General features: G+C 60.9%; 20 protein-coding genes. 12 read left to right on the plus strand and 8 right to left on the minus strand.

The window, feature by feature from the left end; genetic code table 11:
- Positions 1–440: 440 nt before the first annotated feature.
- The 3 genes from ABH945_RS29425 to ABH945_RS29435 form a co-directional block, all read right to left on the minus strand.
- On the minus strand, positions 441–1,544 hold the full coding sequence (locus ABH945_RS29425; RefSeq protein ID WP_429252950.1) for an acyltransferase family protein: 1,104 nt from the start codon (positions 1,542–1,544) through the stop codon (positions 441–443).
- A 431-nt stretch (positions 1,545–1,975) separates the two neighbouring features.
- Positions 1,976–3,286, minus strand: coding sequence for an MFS transporter (locus ABH945_RS29430; protein WP_429252951.1), 1,311 nt, complete (start codon positions 3,284–3,286; stop codon positions 1,976–1,978).
- Positions 3,287–3,555: 269 nt separating this feature from the next.
- Positions 3,556–4,650, minus strand: a complete 1,095-nt coding sequence (locus ABH945_RS29435; RefSeq protein ID WP_429252952.1) for a tartrate dehydrogenase — start codon at positions 4,648–4,650, stop codon at positions 3,556–3,558.
- A gap of 109 nt (positions 4,651–4,759) precedes the next feature.
- Between ABH945_RS29435 and ABH945_RS29440 the strand changes: the two genes are divergently transcribed.
- Both ABH945_RS29440 and ABH945_RS29445 read left to right on the plus strand, forming a co-directional pair.
- Positions 4,760–5,680, plus strand: a complete 921-nt coding sequence (locus tag ABH945_RS29440) for a LysR substrate-binding domain-containing protein (protein ID WP_429252953.1) — start codon at positions 4,760–4,762, stop codon at positions 5,678–5,680.
- A gap of 182 nt (positions 5,681–5,862) precedes the next feature.
- On the plus strand, positions 5,863–6,285 hold the full coding sequence (locus ABH945_RS29445) for a DUF302 domain-containing protein (RefSeq protein ID WP_429252954.1): 423 nt from the start codon (positions 5,863–5,865) through the stop codon (positions 6,283–6,285).
- Positions 6,286–6,409: 124 nt separating this feature from the next.
- On the opposite strand, the gene ABH945_RS29450 is transcribed toward ABH945_RS29445, so the two are convergent.
- From ABH945_RS29450 to ABH945_RS29465, 4 genes are read right to left on the minus strand one after another with little or no spacing between them, the layout of a single operon-like run.
- On the minus strand, positions 6,410–7,432 hold the full coding sequence (locus ABH945_RS29450; RefSeq protein WP_429252955.1) for an ABC transporter substrate-binding protein: 1,023 nt from the start codon (positions 7,430–7,432) through the stop codon (positions 6,410–6,412).
- 10 nt (positions 7,433–7,442) lie between these two features.
- On the minus strand, positions 7,443–9,641 hold the full coding sequence (locus tag ABH945_RS29455; protein ID WP_429252956.1) for a TonB-dependent receptor: 2,199 nt from the start codon (positions 9,639–9,641) through the stop codon (positions 7,443–7,445).
- Positions 9,641–10,465, minus strand: a complete 825-nt coding sequence (locus ABH945_RS29460) for an ABC transporter ATP-binding protein (protein WP_429252957.1) — start codon at positions 10,463–10,465, stop codon at positions 9,641–9,643. Before ABH945_RS29460 ends, ABH945_RS29455 begins: the two co-directional genes overlap by 1 nt.
- The gene (locus ABH945_RS29465) at positions 10,462–11,547 is read right to left on the minus strand and encodes a FecCD family ABC transporter permease (protein ID WP_429252958.1); all 1,086 of its coding nucleotides are present in this window, start codon (positions 11,545–11,547) and stop codon (positions 10,462–10,464) included. Before ABH945_RS29465 ends, ABH945_RS29460 begins: the two co-directional genes overlap by 4 nt.
- Positions 11,548–11,994: 447 nt before the next feature.
- Here ABH945_RS29465 and ABH945_RS29470 point away from each other — a divergent pair, with 447 nt between their 5' ends.
- The 8 genes from ABH945_RS29470 to speB all read left to right on the plus strand — a co-directional run bounded on the left by ABH945_RS29470 (position 11,995) and on the right by speB (position 18,749).
- A complete protein-coding gene (locus ABH945_RS29470) occupies positions 11,995–12,852 on the plus strand; it encodes a transporter substrate-binding domain-containing protein (protein WP_074771585.1) in 858 nt (285 codons plus the stop codon).
- 33 nt (positions 12,853–12,885) lie between these two features.
- Positions 12,886–13,548 carry an amino acid ABC transporter permease gene (locus ABH945_RS29475; RefSeq protein ID WP_429252959.1) on the plus strand — a complete coding sequence of 221 codons (663 nt, stop codon included), beginning with the start codon at positions 12,886–12,888 and terminating at the stop codon, positions 13,546–13,548.
- Positions 13,549–13,583: 35 nt separating this feature from the next.
- Entirely contained in the window at positions 13,584–14,237 is a 654-nt protein-coding gene (locus ABH945_RS29480) for an amino acid ABC transporter permease (protein ID WP_074771587.1), read from the plus strand.
- Positions 14,234–15,118, plus strand: a complete 885-nt coding sequence (locus tag ABH945_RS29485; protein WP_083380181.1) for an amino acid ABC transporter ATP-binding protein — start codon at positions 14,234–14,236, stop codon at positions 15,116–15,118. Before ABH945_RS29480 ends, ABH945_RS29485 begins: the two co-directional genes overlap by 4 nt.
- The gene (locus ABH945_RS29490) at positions 15,115–16,374 is read left to right on the plus strand and encodes a M20 family metallo-hydrolase (protein ID WP_429252960.1); all 1,260 of its coding nucleotides are present in this window, start codon (positions 15,115–15,117) and stop codon (positions 16,372–16,374) included. Before ABH945_RS29485 ends, ABH945_RS29490 begins: the two co-directional genes overlap by 4 nt.
- Positions 16,375–16,387: 13 nt before the next feature.
- Positions 16,388–17,107: a DUF1989 domain-containing protein gene (locus ABH945_RS29495; RefSeq protein ID WP_429252961.1), complete on the plus strand. Its 720-nt coding sequence runs from the start codon at positions 16,388–16,390 to the stop codon at positions 17,105–17,107.
- Between the two features lie 150 nt (positions 17,108–17,257).
- Complete coding sequence (locus tag ABH945_RS29500) at positions 17,258–17,779, plus strand: helix-turn-helix domain-containing protein (protein ID WP_253189896.1); 522 nt, start codon at positions 17,258–17,260, stop codon at positions 17,777–17,779.
- A 10-nt stretch (positions 17,780–17,789) separates the two neighbouring features.
- Entirely contained in the window at positions 17,790–18,749 is a 960-nt protein-coding gene (speB, locus tag ABH945_RS29505) for an agmatinase (protein WP_429252962.1), read from the plus strand.
- Between the two features lie 366 nt (positions 18,750–19,115).
- Here the strand turns inward: speB and ABH945_RS29510 are convergent, their stop codons facing one another.
- Positions 19,116–19,544, minus strand: a complete 429-nt coding sequence (locus ABH945_RS29510; protein ID WP_429252963.1) for a low affinity iron permease family protein — start codon at positions 19,542–19,544, stop codon at positions 19,116–19,118.
- A gap of 167 nt (positions 19,545–19,711) precedes the next feature.
- Between ABH945_RS29510 and ABH945_RS29515 the strand changes: the two genes are divergently transcribed.
- On the plus strand, positions 19,712–20,203 hold the full coding sequence (locus ABH945_RS29515; RefSeq protein ID WP_429252964.1) for a DUF2753 family protein: 492 nt from the start codon (positions 19,712–19,714) through the stop codon (positions 20,201–20,203).
- Positions 20,204–20,234: 31 nt separating this feature from the next.
- Positions 20,235–20,861: a superoxide dismutase gene (locus tag ABH945_RS29520; protein ID WP_429252965.1), complete on the plus strand. Its 627-nt coding sequence runs from the start codon at positions 20,235–20,237 to the stop codon at positions 20,859–20,861.
- Positions 20,862–20,877 lie beyond the last annotated feature (16 nt).

Here is a 20,877-nt window from a genome sequence, read left to right on the forward strand (position 1 = left end):
TGAATGGCCGCCGCGCACACGGCATTGTGTAGGGCCGTTGATGCGATTCAGATCGGATTGCACTTGAAAACATCCAAACCCTATGCCAGAGAGGCTTTGGCGAATGGCAGTGTAACACCAACAAGTTCAATCTTGAACTATGCCAAATTCGGAATGAACCATGTACGCCAACTCCCCTTGCGCAACATTAACATGCGGTAAAAATTGATTTTCTGGTAAACAATTTTTTCGAAGACTTGCTCGAAGCAGACGTTACAGGCGTTGCGGATGGATTTGCATGATGGTGCGCAAAAAACCGCAAAAAAAGCTGCCGCCGGGTCACCTGAGATGGATTCCAAAATTCAATGCCCAATGGATATGACCCGGTATAGGACCCGGGATCCGGTGCGGAATGGGGAATGTGACATGGAGCGGATTGCGCGGAGCGGCGGCATCGGTTATCAGGCGGCATCGGTCTCTTTGATGGAGGTGATTATGGTCACAGGGTTGTCGTTCTTTCTGCCCGACATCAATCTCAATGCGAGCCGTCTCCCCGGCATTTCCACCAGATAGTAGGACGCAGCCGAACACGCAATCACCAGTGCAAACGCGAACGATGCGGACACGACGACGGAGAGGCCGCCCAGATGCGCATCGGAAAGTACCATGGCCCGTTTCATCACTGGTGCAAGAAGGATGTGAACCAGATAGATGGAAAAGGAAATCTGGCCGAGGAAAAATACTGCGCGATTGCCGAACATCGCATTTGCAGCCTTTGAATTGCCGAAACACGCCATCATCGTCGCAAACAATAACGCGTAGATAATCAGGTCGGGAAGGCCCGCTAAATAGGCGGCCAGCGTGCCCAATACGGACAAGACAGCGAACAGATTGGCCGACGCAATCGCGCGCAATAGCGGCGTGTGCATGAGCCGGTAGCCGATCAGGCCGAACGTGAAGCCCGCCACACATCGCATCAGCGGATAAGGCGTGTATCCATGGAAAATGTCGAGATAGCCTGTGCACACGGTGCAATCGCTGTTGCCGATTGCGGCGGCCAGAAGAAGCGCGCCGCTCAGCATAGCGACGACCCAGGCCAGCGCTGTCCGGCTTTGTATCGTCAGTGCGACCAGAACCGGGAACAGGACGTAGGCGCCCAATTCGGTACTCAGCGACCACGCAGGGCCAACGGCACTCTCCGAGAATCCCCACGCCTGAACGAGGAACACATTGGCGATCATCGCTTTCAGTGTCCACGTGTCGGGCATCGCGAGTCCGAGACCGACGTGCTTGCTCAGATCGTAGGCCGTCTTCACGACCGTCACGAAAAGATAGAGCGGAAACACGCGCGCAATGCGCTTCTGGATAAAAACGAAATACGGCTGACGTCCTGCACCGAGCGTCACCGTCGATGCATAGTTGAGCGCCAGCACCAGGCCGCTCAGCATGAAGAACATATCGACAGCAAGATAAGCATGCTGCAATGGATTTCCAACTGTATCCGGCTGCACATAGAAGTGTCGAAATACGACCGACAAAGCCGCAATACCGCGCACTCCCGTCATTGGACGAATTTCCCCGGACTGCGTGAGCATTCGACGAGCACTTGCAGATCCCATTATCACCTCGCTTCCATTCGAGTTCACGTCTCGGCGTGTGGCGTGTGGCGTCGGGCACCCTGTAACGGGTTGCCCGGTTCGTCGTGCGGCCCGTCACTATTACAGTGAGAAATCGTGCGCTCTGTACGGTAAGGCTCACTAAGCAAGGCGATAAAGCATTACGAAACGTAAGCCTTCATGCGTGAAAGGAAGCTGATTCTGTCGCGCGAAATAGAGGCGTTGGCTCTATGCGCGCAATGGCTTTGATAACCTGAGAACTCTGGAAGAGACGCGCGGGCGTCGCACGGTCGCCGGCGGTAGTGACTCGATAACAATAAAACGCGCCCCCTGCATGCAGGCATTTCTTTCCACTTGCATGCAGGAATACGCGGTAGTTTCTAATGCCCGTGCCGTTCTTCTACTGCAATCGGTGTTTGCCTGGCCTGGCGGCTCAACATCAACGTGACGATTGCGGATACGCCGAGTGTCGCGCCCACCACATACAGTCCCGCTGAATAGCCGCCGGTGACGTTCTTGAGCCAGCCGATCACGAATGGCCCGACGAACCCGCCGAGATTCCCGACGGAGTTGATCATCGCAATGCCCGCCGCCGCGCCGGCACCCGACAGAAACATGCTCGGCATCGCCCACAGCGGCGCTTTGGCAGAACTGATCCCGATGTTCACGATCACGAGCGCGACGATGATCATCAGCGCGCTGCTCGCGCCGCCCGCCAGCGCGAAACCGACGAACGCCACCACGCAGGGAATGACCACATGCCACGTCCGTTCCTGCGAGCGGTCCGAATGCCGTGCCCATGCAATCATCGCCACCACGGCAAGAACGCTGGGAACACCTGCAAGCAAACCGGTTTCGAACGATCCGAAGCCGTACTGACGAATGATCAGCGGCGCCCAGAGACCCAACGTATAAAGACCCGCCGAGGTCCCGAAGTAAATCAGCGCAAGCGCGAGAACACGCGGGTCGCGTAATGCGCTGAGTGCGCCTGCGGTATGTCCGGCGTGCGAGTGCTTTTCGTCGGCTTCGACTTTCAGCCTGGCGATCAGCCATTCACGTTCGTCCGGCTGGAGCCAATGCGCCTTCGCCGGTGCGTCCGTCATGTACTTGAGCACGACAAAACCAAGAATGATGGCGGGAACCGCTTCGAGAATGTAGAGCATCTGCCAGTCGTGGAGTCCGGCGATAGGCGGCAATTTCATGATGGCGCCGGAAAGCGGCGAACCGATCGCAGTCGAGATCGGTGCAGCCGCCATGAACCATGCGGCTGCCACAGCGCGTTGCCGGCTCGGAAACCACAGGTTCAGGTAAAGGATGATGCCGGGGAAAAAGCCTGCCTCTGCGACACCCAGAATAAACCGTAGCGTATAGAAGCTGGTCGGCCCGACGACGAATGCAGACGCTGCCGACACGATGCCCCACGAAATCATCACGCGCGCTATCCACCTGCGAGCGCCCACCTTGTGAAGAATGAGGTTCGACGGCACTTCGAACAGGAAGTAGCCGATAAAAAACAATCCGCCGCCAAGACCGAATGCTGTCGGTGACAGGCCGATGGCCTTGTTCATCGTCATTGCCGCGAAACCGACATTCACGCGGTCCAGAAAACTCACGAAATAAAGCAGCATCACAAACGGGATGATCCGCAACATGAGCTTGCGGGACACCCGGTTTTCGAGTTCTGAAATCATTGTCTCCTCCTGGGAGGTTGGGCCATGCCCTGCCTGAAACAGCGAGAACGCGTCGCGTATCTGGGCCGGTCAATCCAGCTCTGTCGATACGTCGTTACATTGATTGACCAGGTCGTGTCTCCCACCTTGTTGTTATTGCGCGGACGAGTGGGGACAGGCCGCGCATTGCGAGCGGCGCCTGTCGGATTCGTCTTTCATCATTCGCCGGCGTTATCCGAAAACCCCTGCTTTTTCGGGTGTTTTCAAACGCGAGCCCGCTTCACGCATGCCTAGGCAGCACGCGCCGGTTGCGCGACCGCTTTGCCGAGAAGCGCGCAGACAGCAGCGGTCACATCGGCCGTAGTGGCGTTGCCGCCGAGATCCCGCGTATGCAGCGAAGTATCGGCCGTCACGGCTTCGACGGCTTGCATCACGCGCTTTGCCGCATCGAATTCACCGAGATGTTCGAGCAGCATGACGACCGACCAGAACGTGCCGACCGGATTGGCAAGCCCCTTCCCCATGATGTCGAAAGCAGAGCCGTGGATCGGCTCGAACATCGACGGAAAGCGGCGTTCCGGGTCGATGTTGCCGGTCGGCGCAATACCGAGGCTGCCCGCGAGCGCGGCAGCGAGGTCGCTCAGGATATCGGCGTGAAGATTGGTGGCGACGATCGTATCGAGGCTCGCGGGACGATTGATCATGCGGGCCGTCGATGCATCCACCAGTTCCTTGTCCCATTTGACGTCCGGGAACTCTTTCGACACCTGCACGGCGATCTCGTCCCACATCACCATGGCGTGACGTTGCGCATTGCTCTTCGTGATGACGGTCAGCAGTTTGCGCGGGCGCGACTGCGCGAGCCGGAACGCGAAGCGCATGATCCGTTCGACCCCGGCGCGCGTCATCATCGACACGTCGGTTGCCGCTTCAATAGGATGCCCCTGATGCACACGGCCGCCGACCCCCGCATACTCGCCTTCCGAGTTTTCGCGGACGATCACCCAATTGAGGTCTTCGGGCGCGCAACGCTTCAACGGTGCGTCGATGCCCGGCAGGATGCGCGTCGGACGCACGTTCGCGTACTGATCGAACCCCTGGCAGATTTTCAGGCGCAGGCCCCACAGCGTGATGTGATCGGGAATATCCGGGTCGCCCGCCGAACCGAACAGGATCGCGTCCTTGTCGCGGATCGCGTCCAGCCCATCGGCCGGCATCATCACGCCGTGTTTGCGGTAGTAGTCGCCGCCCCAGTCGAAGTTTTTGAACTCGAAGGCGAACGCGTTGGAGGTGCTGGCGAGTGCCGCCAGCACCTGCTGACCGGCCGGGACGACTTCCTTGCCGATGCCGTCGCCGGGGATGGTTGCGATGCGATAGGTTTTCATGTCTCCGTTCCTTCTCGTTTAATCGGTGTGAATGAACTCTACCCACGCTCGGAGGAAAAAAACGGTGCTAAACTCAAAGCATCTTTAACTTTTATTCACCAATCAGCCGATGCGCGATACTGTCCAGGCGGCCGACCTGAGCTTCTTTTCGACGCTGGCATCGTCCGGCAGCCTGAGCGCTGCCGCCCGCGAGCTGGGGCTGACGGCGGCGGCGGTCAGCAAAAGGCTGACGCAGATGGAATCGCGCGCGGGCGTGGCGCTGATCAACCGCACCACGCGCCGGATGATGCTGACGCCCGAGGGCGAGTTGTATCTCGAACACGCGCGGCGCATTCTCGATGAAATCGACAGCCTGGCCGAGCTGCTCGGCAGCGCGAAGAAAAGCCCGAAGGGTTTGCTGCGCGTCAATTCGACCCTCGGATTCGGTCGCAGCCACGTCGCGCCCGCGGTTTCACGGTTTGTCGCGCGCTTTCCCGATGTTTCCGTTCAGCTCCAACTCTCGGTGACCCCGCCGCCGTTGACCGACGATACGTTCGACGTCTGCATCCGCTTCGGCGAGCCGCCCGATACGCGTGTCGTCGCACGGCGTTTGGCGCCGAATCGAAGGCTGCTGTGCGCCGCGCCGTCCTACCTGGCCGCACGCGGCGTGCCGCTGAGCGCGCATGATCTGACGCGGCATAACTGCATCGGCATCCGGCAAGGGGATGAAGCCTACGGCGTGTGGCGTCTGAGTTCCGGGCGTGGTGCGGCACGCAAGACGGAAGCCGTGCGCATCAACGGAACGCTGACGACCAACGACGGCGAGATCGCCGTCAAATGGGCGCTGGAAGGACACGGCATCCTGCTGCGCGCGGAGTGGGACATCAACGAATATCTCGCCGATGGACGACTGGTGCAGGTGTTGCCCGATCACGAAACGCCGAACGCCGACATCTTCGCGGTCTACTCGCAGCGGCATCAGATGTCGAACCGGATACGCGCGTTCGTCGACTTCATTGCGCTGGAGTTGGGGAAGGAGTTGAAGGTTTAGGGGTTGAAAGCCCGGCGTAGGCCGGCCCGTTGGCAGGCACGGAAATGGCCGCACAATCGGCCCCCTGTCAGCGCGGGAACGCCTAAACTGGACGGACGTCCATTTCATCAGGATGCCGCGCCACGGTGGACTCGCTGCCTGTCAGCGCTCTTTCCGCCAGGCTGTAACAGCACCCTGCCCTCATGGGAATCAAGATGATCATCGCGCCAAATGCAGGAAGCGCCGATAACGGCGTCGTCACCGTGGCAAGCGCGCATTCGGGCGCCACTACCGTCGAGCGCTTTCAGGCATTGATCCGCGAGCGGGGGCTGACGCTGTTCGCCTGCATCGATTTCAGCGGCGACGCCGGGCGAGCCGGGCTTGCGCTGCCGTTCAGCCAGCTTGTGATCTTCGGCAACCCGAAAGCCGGTACGCCGTTGATGCAATACGCGCCAACGGCCGCGCTGGATCTCCCGCTCAAGGTGCTCGTCTGGGAGGACGCGGACAGCCGCGCGTGGCTGTCGTTCAACTCGACCGACTACCTCCGCGAGCGCCACGCGCTCCCCGGCGATCTGATGAAACCGGTCAGCGGTGTCGCGGCGCTGGTGGATGCTGTTGCGCGATAAAGCACGTTGAATACAGGAGCGAGAAGGCGGAAGCGACCTACGAACTCGTCACGAGCGGCGGCGCGCGTGCGAAAGTCGCGGTCGAGATCGAATAGGCCGCTACGCCGGCCGCCCTGCCGTCATGTCATCGCGCGTGACCGCCGCGTTCGGCTTCGGGCGGCAGGCCTGCGAGCATTCGCCGCGCGTCTTTTTCCGATAACGCGTAGCTGAAAAAAGCCGCATAGAACTGACGTGTCAGCGCAACCAGATCGTCATGTTGCGCACGCTCAGGATGAAACATCTGCGTCGCCCAGCGAATCTGCAAAGCGACTTCGGGACCATAGCGGTCCCACGGAAAAACGCCTGCTGGATTGCGATAAACATGCTTGTCGCGCACTGCGTCCAGCGTGTCCCACAGAGCGTGTTGCGGCGAATCGTCGATAGCGCCCGCATTCGCCGCCAGAACCACGATATCCGGGTGCCACGCCAGCACCTGTTCGATCGATACCGGCTTCAGGTTGCCGCGCAGGCCATCGGCGGCGTTGCGGCCACCGGCAGCCTGAATCCACTGATCGACGATCGTATCCGCGCCGTCCACCTTCAAAGGGTTGATCGACGCGACATGCAGCACGCGCGGCCGGTTTTGCGCAGGCAGATCGCCGAGCGATTTCGCGGTGTCGGCAAGCGTCTGCTGCAAATAACGCCGATAGCCCGCCGCCCGTTGCATCGCGAGCGGTGTATCGAGCGTGCGCGCCGTCAGGTCGATGCACGCGAGCATCGAGTCGAAGTCGGTGAAGTTGACCGGCACGACGTCGAGACCGGTGCGCCGCAATGCATCGATCGACGGATCGGCGGTCGTCGTAAAGACGACATCGGTATCGAGGCGCAGCAGTTCCTCGCCGTTCATCGTCGCGCCGTCCACTGCTTCAGCATGCGAAAGACCGGGCGCCACGCGATACATCCACGGGAACGCCGACGGACGCGCGACAGTCGCGACCACGTTGCTGCTCGCGCCGAGCATCAGAAGCACCGCGTTATGCGCGTACCACGCATCGGCGATATGGGTTTTGGGTTGGGCGAAAGCGGCGTGCGTACCGCTCAAACCCAGCGCGGCGGATATCAGCGCACTCGCTGTCCATCGATGAAAAAATCGCCAGCCTCGCGTCATGAATGCGCCCTCACAGATCGAATTGCACCGACGCCGACACCGTGCGCGGCGCGCCAAGCGACGCGCTCGCGTTACCCGCGCCCGTGTAGCCATTCAGGCCGCCCGGCACGATGTTGGTCCAGTAACTGCGATTGGTCAGATTGTCGACAGCGAGACGGAACGTGACCGCGCGATGGTAGATCTTCGTCAGATAACCGACGCCGACATCGAAGGTCGCATACGAGCCGACCGAGTAGACGTCGGCGTTATCGGTGGGACGCGAGCCGATGAAATGCGCGTTGAAGTCGGTGAAAAGACCCGGCACTTGTGGCACTTTATATTCGGCGAGCAGATTCAGCGCGAACTCCGGCAGGCCGACAATGCGCTTGCCTTCCGTCGACGCAGAGCCGGTATCGAACAGACGCGGGTCGAGCCAGGTCACGCCGCCGAATAGTGAGAGATCGCGCGTTACCTCGCCATCCATCATCAGTTCGATGCCGCGATTGCGTTGCTCGCCAGCCGTACCGTAGGTGCCGTCCGCGAGCGTGTACGCATAAGGACGGGTGATGCGGAATGCCGCCACCGACGCATTCACACCGCCCAGCGCGAGCTTGTAGCCCACCTCCCACTGCTTGCTGCGATACGGCGCGAGAATGTTGCCCGCGTTGGTCGATCCGGTCGGCGCAGTGTCGCCTTGCTGGAGGCTGTCTGCATAGGTGACGTACACGCTCTGATTGTCACTCGGTCTGAACACGAGACTCGCCGCGCCCGACAAACCCTGATCCGCCGATTCGCTGGTCTGTACGCCTTTCACGCTGTAGTTGTGCGTCGACAGCCAGCTTTGGCTGCCGGTCAGCAGCACGGACCAATACGGCGAAAACGTGATGTCGTCGCCCGCCATGAACGATTGCTGCGTGCTCTGCGCCGATTGATAGCGATGCGTGAAGTCAGGCACGCCGGTCAGATCGAACGATTGCGGATTCGACAGATTGCCCGTGCCGAGTGTCGTCGTCGCGCCCGCCACCGGATTGAAGTTGTCCCACGTAAAACCGCTTGTACCAAGGCTGATTGCGTGATCGATAGAACCGATTTTAACGTGTCCATTCAGGTACAGCAGGTTGCTCGTGATCGTGAAGCGGCTCGCAGTCGCCGTGCCGATCGTCGTCGTGTAAGCGCCCGCGTTGCTGGTCAGCGTGTTGGTCGGCGCGGTCGACTCACGATCTGCGATCTGTCGCAACACGGCGGCAGTCAAGTGCCAGTCCGGTGAGAAGTCGTGACGCACGCGAATCGAACCGGTGTCGGTGGTGTCGTCGTTACCTGCGTTTTGCAAGCCATATGCAGAGTTGGTCGGATCGAGCGCAGCCGGGAAATGGACCCCGCTCGCCAGTGCAAACGTCGCGGGAAAGCCCTTCGTCACATAGTGATAGTGGCTGAAGTTGGTTTCAATCACTGTGTCCGGCGACAGATGAAAATCGAGCGCGAGACTGCCTAGCTGACGACGCACCGAGCTGTGATCCGTATAGCCGGTGCCGGTTTCGTCGAGCAGTGTGAGGCGGTAGCCAATCGCTTTCGACGGCCCGACGCGATCCGACAGATCGACGCCGCGCAGAAAGCGGCTCTGCGTGCTATAGCCGAGCGTGAAGCGCATCAGCCGGTCATCGGTTGGACGCTTCTGGACGTAGTTGAACGTACCGGCCGGATTCGCCGGCCCGTATAAGGATCCGGCGAGACCGTCGAGCACTTCGATGCGGTCGAACTCTTCGAGCGGATAGTCGGTCGTCGACACCACGTTGAGTCCGTCGATGCGGCTGTTCTGCACGACGCTGCCCTGAATCCCGCGCGTCTGCGGACGCGCGCCGTCGCCTTGCGCTTCGGGCAGATAGCGCAACGCATCGGCGACGCTTTTCAGTTGCTGATTCTGGATCAGATGTTGCGGCACGACGTTGATCGTGTACGGCGTGTCGAGCCGGTCGAGTTTGCCCAGCGGACCTAACGTCGCGTTATCGACGCGCAGGCTGTCGGATGTGGATGCCGTAGACGGCGCGGCACTGACGGCCACCGTCGGAAGCACCGTTGTGGCGGCTGCGCTTTTTGTGGCCGGTTCGGAAGCGTTCGCGGCGACAGCATCGCTAGATGCAACCGGCGCGGCTTGCGCGAACGCATGGCCGGACATGATGACAAGCGACACGGCGGCGAGCGCCCGGTCGATGGCGCGGCGTTTGAGATTCATTAGCACGGGGGAGGTTCGGGAGAAGAGAGAGAAGATGTCGGTGCAGCTGTGTCGGCATGCCCCGGAACGAAGAAGCGGTATCGCTCGACATCGAGTTGATCCACGGCGACGTCGTACAGTTTGCCGATTGCACGTGCGTCGATCACGTCGCGCGGTGCACCATCGGCGATGACGCGGCCGCGTTCGAGCAACACCGCGCGCGTCGCGCCATGAAACGCGTCTTCGGGACGATGGGTCGTGTTCAGAATTGCGTAGCCCTCCGCAGCGAGTGCGGCAAGCAGCGACAACATGCGCAACTGATGGCCGTAGTCGAGACCGGTCAACGGTTCGTCCATCACGAGAATTCGTGCTTGTTGCGCGAGTGCGCGCGCGAGCAGCACGCGCTGCCGCTCGCCGCCGGACAGCGCCATGTAATTGCGCGCGGCGAGATGCGCGATGTCGAGGCGTGCCAATGCGGCGTCGATAGCGGCATGGTCGGCGGAGCACAATGTGCGGCCCAAGCCGAGATGCGGCACGCGTCCGAGCGCCACGATCTGCGAGACCGTGTACGGAAAATGTGCGACGTGGAGTTGCGGCACGTAAGCGACGCATCGCGCGATGGCTTGGCGCCGCTGCTTCGAAATCGGCGTGCCATTGAGCACGACAGTTCCCGATTCGGCGGACAACAGTCCGAGCAGGATGCGCAGCAACGTGCTCTTGCCCGCTCCATTCACGCCGAGCAGCGACACGATCTCTCCCGTCTGAACCGACAGGCTCACGCCGTCGAGTATCAGTGCATGCGAGCGTCGATATACGATGTCGCGACAAGCAAGGGTGGCGTTCATTCAAGTCCCCCTTGCCGCAGCCGCCGCAACACGAACACGAAGGCCAGCGCGCCGAATAGTTCGGTGACGATGCCTAGCGGAATCTCTCCCGCCGATACGCTGCGCGCGCACGTATCCGCGAGAATCAGACCGGCCGCGCCGAGCGCCGCGCTCAACGGCAGCACGCGCCGGTTCGACGCGCCGACAATCGCGCGCGCGATGTGCGGCACCAGCAAGCCGACCCACCCGATCACGCCCGCGAGCGACACCGTCAGCGCGGATATCAGCGTAGCGACGACAATCACGCCGAGCCGGATCGCGCCGACCGGCACACCGAGACTGCGCGCTTCGTCGTCGCTCAAGGTCAAGGCGTCGAGTAGCGGCGCAAATACGCACAGCAGCGCGATGCCCGCCGCGAGCGGCAACGCGAGCCGGGCAAGATCGGCCCAGCCGCTTTGCGCGAGACTGCCGAGCAACCAGTAGACGATCGCAGGCAATTGATTGAGCGGATCGGCGACGTATTTGATCAGCGACAGAAGCGAAGAGAACAGCGCATTGCTGACGAGTCCGCCAAGTACGAGCATCAGCACGCCACCACCGCCCAGCATCCGCGCGATGCCGAGTCCCATCGTCACCGACAGCGTTCCGCCGACAAACGCGAACATCTGCACCGACGCGCCGTGCGCGCCGAGCACGAGGCCGAGCGCCGCGCCGAATGCCGACCCGCTCAGCACGCCGAGCAAGCCCGGCGACACCAGCGGATTGCGAAATACCGCCTGATACGTAGCGCCCGCAGTGGACAGCGCCGCGCCAACTAGCGCCGCGCACAACACGCGCGGCAGGCGCGTATCAACAACGACCGCGTTCAGCAGCGCAGCGTGTTCAGGAGGCGCATGCAAATGCAGACGCGCGGTGAAGGTCGCGAATATGTCGGCGATTGAAACCGGGTAGCGACCGGCGCACAGCGACACCAACGCGGCGGCCACGAGAAAAACGAAGGCGGCAGGCAGCGCGCGAGGGCGTTTTTTCGATGCGCCAGATTCATGCGATGCAGCGCGCGGATCGGCATCGGCAAGCGTGTTCCGCGTGATAGGCGGCGACATGGCGGTCCAACTGTGACGAAAGAGCGCCGTATATTACTGGACATAACGGTCAGCAAATTAACCTTCCAGAACGTTATCCAGATAAGACTTATCGACCAAACCGCGCTTTTTCTAGCGTTTTTACTGCTTATACGACTTTATAAATGTACCAACTGGTTAGTTGCGACGTAACGTCACACCGTCGATCCGATGCGCCCGTGATCTCCGAACTGCACGTATCCATCTAAAAGCGATGCCCGCATCTCATGCCACCCAACGTTGTGCTTCAGGCACTCCCAGGGTGCGCGCCGCACTCCCGTTTCACTCTCACGGTGCACTTCTCAGCGTACGGACAGCGGTTAAATCAGGCCCGACCGACTGGCACACTTCATGCATAGCGAACATCATTCAAGTCACTTGAATTTAATTCACACTCATTTCAACAGCATCGAACTGCACGGGAGCAACATGCATAAGCCTTTCCGCACTCTGGTACTGTCATTGACCGGCGCACTCGCGTTTTGCGCATCGGTCCCGGGTTGGGCGCAGGACAACGACTTACTGTCGCGCGTCAAGACCAACAAGGAAATCACCATCGCCACCGAGGCGCGCTATGCGCCGTTCGAATACGTCGACAACGGCAAGATCGTCGGCTATGACGCAGATCTGATGCAGTACGTGCTGAAGTCGTTGCCCGACGTGAAGGTCAAGCAACTCGACCTGCCGTTCCAGGGCTTGCTGCCAGGCCTCGATGCAAAACGTTTCGACATCGTCGTCACTGCCGTCACGGTCAACAAGGATCGCGCGAGTCATTTCGCGTTCACGTTGCCTGTTGCCGACGCCACCACCGGCGTCCTGTTGCGCACCAACGAGACCGCAATCAAGACCCCGGACGACCTGAACGGCAAGATCGTCGGTTCGCAAACCGGCTCCGCGCAACTGCAGGCACTCGTCGCACTCGACAAGAAACTGAAGGACGCCGGCGGCCCCGGTCTCAAGCAGATCAAGCAATACGTCGCGTTCGACGAAGCCTACGCGGATCTCGCGGTAGGCCGTCTCGACGCGGTCGCGCAATCGGTCGCGAATCTCGGACCGCTGATGAAAGCCCGCCCCGGCGTATTCATGGTGATGCCGCAAACCATCGGCCCGAAGAGCTATTTCGCGTGGGTCGTGCGCAAGGACGCGGACAGCGCCACACTCGCCAAACTGTTCAGCGACGGCATTGCGCGCGCAAACAAGGACGGCACGATGAAGAAGCTTCAGGAGAAATGGTTCGGCTCGACGATGGACGTGCCCGCCGACGCTCTGCCCGCGCCGACGATGTAAGCATCACCTCCCCCATCCGATCATCGAGACGACATGAACACGCCTGATCTTCTGACCCGCTGCCTCGGCTATCTGCCGCAGTTACTGGACGGCGCATTGACCACGCTGTGGCTATCGGCGGTGGCGGTGCTGTGCGGCTTCTTCGCCGGCATCTTCATCTACACGATGTCGGTCAGCCATAGCGCGCTGATGTCGCGCACGGCGCGGGTCTATGTCAGCGTGTTTCGTGGCACACCGGTGCTCGCGCAGTTGCTGGTGTTCTATTACGTGCCGTCGGCAATCGGCATCACGCTGCCGGGCGTGGTGGCCGCGGCCATCGGCTTGTCGTTGAACACCGCGGCTTATCAATCGCAGATTCTGGGCGCCGGTTTCCGTTCGATTCCGCGCGGCCAGATCGAAGCGGCCAGCACCTTCAATCTCACGCGACGTCAGACGCTGTGGCATATCGAAGTCCCGCAAGTGGTTGCCGTGACGCTGCCTGCGCTAGTGTCCGAGATGATCGATATCGTGAAGGCGTCGGCGGTGATTTCGGTGATCGCCGTCACGGATCTGATGCGCGTGGGTCAACAGTTGGCGTCGTCAAGTTACCGGCCGCTCGAAGTCTATACGCTCGCTGCGTGCTTTTATCTGGCTATCACGACACTGCTTTCTGTCGCCGCGCACGGCTACGAGCGCCGTCTTGCGAAGCGCGTCTGATCCGCGAAACAAGATACAGGGACCGGCCGATTCTTATGAACGCATTTTTCTCTCTCATACCGCGCTTTGCCGACGCAATGCTCGTGACGCTCGAGGTCAGCCTGCTTGCTGCGCTGCTCGGCATGCTCGGCGGCTTCGCGCTCAACGCGTTGCGGATGCGCTTCAGCAAGGCGTTGAGCGCGCCGTACAAAACCTACGTGTGGTTGATACGCGGCATGCCGTATCTGTCGCAGCTGGTGATCGTCTATTTCGGCTTGCCGGTACTCGGGCTGACGATGACCGCCGTGCAGGCCACCGTCGTGTCGCTGTCGATCTACGCAGCGGCCTATTTCGCGGAGATTTTCCGCGCGGGCTGGTCGAGCATTCCCCACGGTCAGATTGAAGCTGCACGCGCATTCGGTATCGGCAGATGGGCCGCTTTTCGCTCGATCGAATTGCCCCAGGCATTCGCATTCGCTGTGCCGCTGCTCGCCAATCAAGTGATTCTCGTGATAAAGGAAAGTGCGGTGGCGTCGATCATCACCGTTCCCGAACTAACGATGACCGCGAGCGACATCGTCGCGTCCACCTACACGTATATCGGCCCGTACGCGATGCTGATCGTCTGCTACTGGCTGCTGACCCAGGCCGTCGCACTCGTCGCTGCGCGCGCCACCGCGTTGATTCCTTTTATGCAGAAGACGTCATGAGCGCACTCCCCATTCTTCAACTCAAAGCGGTCGGCAAGTCTTATGGCGCGACTCGCGTGCTCAAAGGCATCGACCTCGACGTGATGCGCGGCGAGATCGTCACGCTGATCGGCCCTTCCGGTTCCGGCAAAACAACCGCGCTGCGCTGCATGAATTTTCTCGAAGCGTACGACGAAGGCGAAGTGTGGATCAAAGGCCAGTTGCTCGGCTATAAATCGAGCGGCCGCACCGAGCGCGATCGCGACAGCGAGGCGAGCCTCGCCGAAGTCCGTCGACCGGTTGCAATGGTGTTCCAGCAGTTCAATCTGTGGCCGCATATGACGGTGCTGGCGAATGTGGCCGCGCCGCTGGTGTTGTCGAAGAAGATCGGCAAGGACGAAGCGCGCCGTGCCGCGTTGTCCGCGTTGCAACGTGTCGGCCTCGAACACAAGGCGGATGCGTATCCGGCTCGCCTGAGCGGCGGTCAGCAACAGCGGGTGGGAATTGCGCGTGCGCTCGCTATCGAGCCTGAAGTGATGCTGCTCGACGAGCCGACGTCGGCGCTCGACCCCGAGCTCGTCGAAGAAGTGTTGAGCGTGATCCGCTCGCTTGCGCAGGACGGCATGACGATGGTCATGGTCACGCACGAAATGAGTTTCGCCGCCAAGATTTCCGACAAGGTGGTGTTCATGGAGGCCGGGCAGATTGTCGAGGCCGGGCCGCCCGCGCAACTGTTCGGCAACACGCGCACCCCTCGTTTGCAGCAGTTTTTGAAGCCGTGGTTCGATCGGAGCCTGTCGCCTGCCCCTACCACCTCAAACGGGGCCACGAACGCCACCACGACCGGTTTAAACGTGCCAGAAGCGGCTTTGATTGTCACAGCCGATCGGGGACCCGCATGAGCGCTCATCTCATTGACGACGCAGCGAGCGCCACAGCGGCTCACGTCGATCCCGCACGATTGCTGACCGCGGTCGAAGCGCTCGCCAGTTTCGGCGCGCGTGCCGACGGCGGCGTGGATCGCCCCGCACTCTCGGAGCGCGACCTTGATGCGCGCCGCTACCTGATCGACCGCGCACACGCACTCGGCTGCACCGTCACCACCGACCACTGCGCGAACCTGTTCATCCGCCGCGCCGGCACGGAGAACCTTCCGCCGGTCATGACCGGCAGCCACGCCGACACGCAACCGAGCGGCGGCAAGCTCGACGGCTGTTATGGCGTGCTGGCAGGACTCGAATGCATCGAAGCACTCAACGATGCAGGTATTCGTACGCGCCGTCCGCTCGACGTGGTGGTGTGGACCAACGAGGAAGGCACCCGTTTTCAGCCGGGCGCGATGGGATCGAGCGCATTCGTCGAACCTGGGTTGATCGAGGCTTACCGGCTAGCGAGCGATGCGCAAGGCGTCACACTTGCCGATGCGTTGACCGCACATAAGCATGCATTTCCAGCGCTGGCAACCCGCGATGAAAAGCTGGCCGCGCATGCGTTCATCGAGTTGCATATCGAGCAAGGTCCGCAACTCGAAATCGCGGATATTCCGCTCGGCATTGTCCGCGGGATTCAGGGCGTGCGCTGGTATTCAGTGACATGCAAGGGCGTCGCCGCGCACGCAGGCACCACGCCAATGCACGCACGCCACGACGCGATGACGTTGGCGATCAACGTGCGCGCCGAGATCGAAGCGTTCGCCACAACCCTCGGCGCGGAAAACACCCGCGTCACGTTCGGCCGCTGGAACGTGTCGCCGAATTCGATCAATACGATTGCGTCGTCGGTTACGTTCACCGTCGATTTCCGTCACCCTGATGACGCCGTTCTGGCCGCCTTCGATCAACAGATCGCTTCGTGCGCGCAGCGGCATCGCGCAAAACTGGAGGCGATGTTTTCCCACGCGCCGGTCGCCTTCGAACCGGCGTTGCTTGATCGCCTGAGCGAGGCCGCCGAAGCACTGAATGCGCCGACGATGACGATGACGTCCGGCGCTTTCCACGACGCGATGTATCTGGCCCAACACTGTCCCACCGCGATGCTGTTCGTGCCAAGCCGCGACGGCATCAGTCACAACCCGCTCGAACACACCGACGACGATTACCTCGTGCTGGGCACACGCGCGCTTGCGCACTGCCTGGCTACGCTTTGCAACGAACCTTGATAAAGGACTGACGATGAGCACGCTTCACACCCACACGCACGCACACGACCATTCGCACGATCACGTGCAGGACAACGGCATCGAAACCGGCCTGAACGCGACGCTGAACGAACCGATTTCCGCAGACGGTACGCCGGAGCTGGGCAAGACCTACACCGTTCCCGCACGCTGTGGCCGCGCGGTTCGCGTGAAGGCCGGACAGACGATCCGCATTGCGAATCCGCATGGCACGCAAGTTTGCGATACGTGGATCTTTAACGCGGAGCATCTGAACGAATTCCTGTCGTTCGAACATACCCGTGCGTTTATCGACAAGGTGATTCCGCAGGCGGGCGATCCGCTCGTGACGAATCATCGCCGCCCGATTGCGGAGCTGGTGGTCGATACGTCGCCGGGTGTACACGACACGATGATCGCCGCGTGCGACCTGTATCGCTACAAGAACCTCGGCGTCGAGGGCTATCACGACAATTGCGCGGACAACATGCGTCTCGCGCTGAAGGCGATCGGCCTGCGCGCGCGCGAAGTGCCGCAACCTTTCAATCTGTGGATGAACATTCCGATCAAGTCCGACTACTCGATCGACTGGCTGCCGCCGGTATCGAAAGCGGGCGATCATGTCGACATCAAGGCAATGATGGATTGCGTCGTGGTGATGTCCGCCTGCCCGCAAGATATCATTCCGATCAACGCGCTGAACCCGCTCGAAGTCGAGTTCACGGTACTCGCGTAATCAGCCAGACGCTCTCCCAACCTTTCCGATAGTGCTACGGTGGCCACCAGAAAAACAACCTCCCCCACGAGCAGCGGCCACGGCCCTGCCGCCGCGCCATCGCAGGCCACGCCGGCCGACTCGCTCGGCGTGCGCCTGAAACATGCGCGGATGGTGCGTCAACTGACGCTGAAAGCGCTCGCCGAGCAGGCCGGCTGTTCGGAAAGCCTGCTGTCGAAAGTGGAAGGCGGTCACGCAACGCCTTCGCTCGCGACATTGCACAAGCTTGCGCTTGCACTGTCGACCAATATCGCCGCGCTTGTCTCCGGACCGGACATCAACACGTCGCCGGTGCAGCGCGCGAACGAACGGCCCTCGGTCAGCTTTCCGACCAAAGGCAAGCGCGGATCGATCATGCTGGAGCGCGTCGTCGTGCCGTCGCCGGGTCAACTGCTGCAAGGCGATATTCACGTCATCGAACCGCATTCCAGCAGCGACGAACAGATTTCGCACCTCGGCGAAGAACTCGGCTATGTGATCGAAGGCGAACTCGAACTGACGCTCGACGACGAACGCTATCTGCTGAAAACCGGCGACTCGTTCTACTTCCCGAGTAGCCGCCCGCACAGTTATCGCAATCCGGGCAAGGTCGTCGCACGCGTGCTGTGGATCAATACGCCCCCTACTTTCTAGGACTTTCAACGTGTCAGGCACCGATCTCTCGCAGATGCAGTTGCCGCGTTTCAGCGGCATTCCGACTTTCATGCGTGTGCCGCCCTGTACCGACCTGAACGCATTGGACATCGTTCTCGCGGGCGTGCCGTTCGACGGCGGCGTGACTGCGCGGCCAGGCGCGCGTTATGGTCCGCGCGAGATTCGCAACATGTCGACGCTGATGCGCTCGACTCATCACGTGACGCGTTTCAATCCGTTCGACGCATGCCGGATCGGCGATATCGGCGACGTGCCGTTCACCGATCTCTATCATCTCGAACGTGCGCACGAAGACATTCGCCGCTTCTTCGAACCCGTTTTCGCGGCGGGCAAGATTGCGTTGAGCGCGGGCGGCGATCACTCGATCACCTATCCGATCTTTCAGGCGATGGCGCCGAAAGAACCCATCGCGCTGGTCCATATTGACGCGCACACCGATACATGGGACAGCTTCAAAGGGTCGAAATTTACGCATGGTGCGCCGTTCCGCCGGGCGGTCGAAGCGGGTTTGCTCGATCCGAAACACACCATTCAGATCGGCATTCGCGGTGCGCAGAATTCCGACGAGGGCTGGCGTTATTCGCTCGATAACGGCATGCGTGTCGTGTTCATCGAAGAGTTCGATGCCTTAGGACCGGCCGCGATTGCTGAAGAAGCGCGGCGGGTGGTCGGCGATATGCCGGTGTATCTGTCGCTCGATGTCGACGGACTTGATCCGGTGTTCACACCGGGCACAGGCACGCCGGAAATCGGTGGACTCACGACGCGCGAAACTCTGGCGTTGCTGCGCGGACTCGACGGTCTGAACTGGGTCGGCGGCGACGTCGTCGAGGTTTCGCCGCCGTACGATCCGAGTGGCAATACAGCGCTGGTCGCCGCAACGTTGATGTATGAAATGCTTTGCCTGTTCGCAAAACGGATAAGTGCGGCGGCAGACGCACTGACGTAGCGCGGATTGCCGTGCCATAGTTTCATTCGGGTGCGCTGGCGCACCCGAATGGGCCTGAAACGCGTGGCACACAGGCTGGAATAAGGCCTGATTCATGGCCTTATTCTTGCGTCAACGATCTCACTGCCAGACGACGGAGGTCGACCATGTACCTGCTCCCGCACATCACGCCTGAACTCATCGTGCTCAAGCACTCGGTGGAATGCGGAGAACCCCCACCAATCGACGGTGATAGGAATACAGCCACCCAGGTCGGCCGAGACCGCACGGGCATATGGTCGCGCCTGATGTCGATTTTTTCGTGAGCATTCGCAAAAAAACGCCAGCCGGACCACTTCAATAGCGGTTCGATCAAACCTATTGCGTCTAGTCGTTCCCTTCGCGGTTATCGACAAACGGCGAATCCGTATCGCTACCGCCGGCGCGCAGCGCCTTGCGTGCTTCATCCGCTAGTTTTTCGTAATGCTTGCGGAAGCGGCTCAAATCTTTCTCCTCAAGCTCTTCCAGATCGAGCAGCGCGTTGTGCGCGCCCGCCATCGCGCGAATCAGTTCGTCCAGCTTGATCTGCATCGCCGCGGTGTCGCGGTTCTGCGTGTTCTGAATCAGGAAGACCATGAGAAACGTGACGATCGTCGTCGACGTGTTGATCACGAGTTGCCACGTATCGCTGTAGTGAAAAACCGGACCGGTGACCGCCCACAAAATCACCAGCACGGCGGCGGCGACAAAGGTGACCGGCCTGCCCGTCATCGTGGAAAGGTAGCTCGAAAACTTCGAAAACCAATTTCCGCTCATCACGATCTCCATTGTTCAGGTCAATCTATCGAATGTAATTGATCAGGAGACCCACGCGCTCTAAACACGCAATGCTAGCCAATCCAGATGATAATGGTTATCATTCACAAACCCGAGTACGAAGGCGCTCAGTCCCACGCAAAGGGTGCATACCAGGAGCCTTCGTCATGCACCAGCACACTGACCGCTTTACCCAGGATGGCTCGTCTTCGGCGAGTCCGAGCCTGCCGTTGTGGGAATCCATCACGCGCGAATCGCTCATCGCGGAACGCGAAGGCCAGATCGTGCTCGCGCTCGCCGGTTACCGACGGGCGCTTTCAATCGCGCGCCAGTTGATCGACAGCCCTCCACCAGGGCGTGCCGAGGATTGCGTAGCCGCGCTGGTCGTCTCCTGTCATAACCTCGCCGATCTGCACGCCGGTCAAGGCGAGCCGGACCTTGCCGCCGAGCATCTAAGCCGCGTCCACGAAGCGTTAATCGCGCTCCTCCTGGATGCCAGCCGCGACCCCGCTCTTCAGCAGGCCGCCGTCCGTCACAGCCGCGAAACACACATGGCGCTGATCGGCCACGTGTCCCGCCACGGCGCCGACCCGCTGATTACGCGAGCGCTTCGCGCGGGCTGCCTGGCGATGAACGTAGACAACCCGACCCGACACTGACCATCCTTCACAATCCGCAAGGAGCCGCCTCATGCCGTACGTATTGCCCGAACTGCCGTATGCGGTCGACGCACTCGAGCCGCACATCGATACCCGCACGATGGAGATTCACCACTCGAAACACCATCAGACCTACGTCAACAATCTGAATGCGGCGCTGGATGGCACCGACTATCAGAATCTGCCGGTCGAAGCGCTGGTCGCGCAACTCGAATCACTGCCCGAGCGGTTGCAACCGGCGGTACGCAACAACGGCGGCGGACACGCGAACCACAGCCTTTTCTGGCAGGTGATGTCGCCGCAAGGCGGGGGCGATCCCACTGGCGAGATCAGGCAGGCAATCGATAGCGATCTGGGCGGTTTCGACGCGTTCAAGGATGCCTTCACGAAAGCGGCGCTGACACGTTTTGGCAGCGGCTGGGCATGGCTGAGCGTCGACGCGCAGGGCAAGCTGGTGGTCGAAAGCACAGGCAATCAGGACAGCCCGTTGATGGCCGGCCCGATGTCCGGCAACACGCCGATTCTCGGCCTCGATGTGTGGGAGCACGCGTACTACCTGAAGTATCAGAATCGCCGTCCCGAATACATCGCGGCGTTCTACAACGTGGTCAACTGGCCGGAAGTCGCGCGACGCTACGCGGCGGCTCGCAGCCAGTAAGCTTGCGCCTCAACGG

The sequence above is a fragment of the Paraburkholderia sp. GAS333 genome (assembly GCF_050435665.1).
Taxonomy (GTDB): domain Bacteria; phylum Pseudomonadota; class Gammaproteobacteria; order Burkholderiales; family Burkholderiaceae; genus Paraburkholderia; species Paraburkholderia fungorum_A.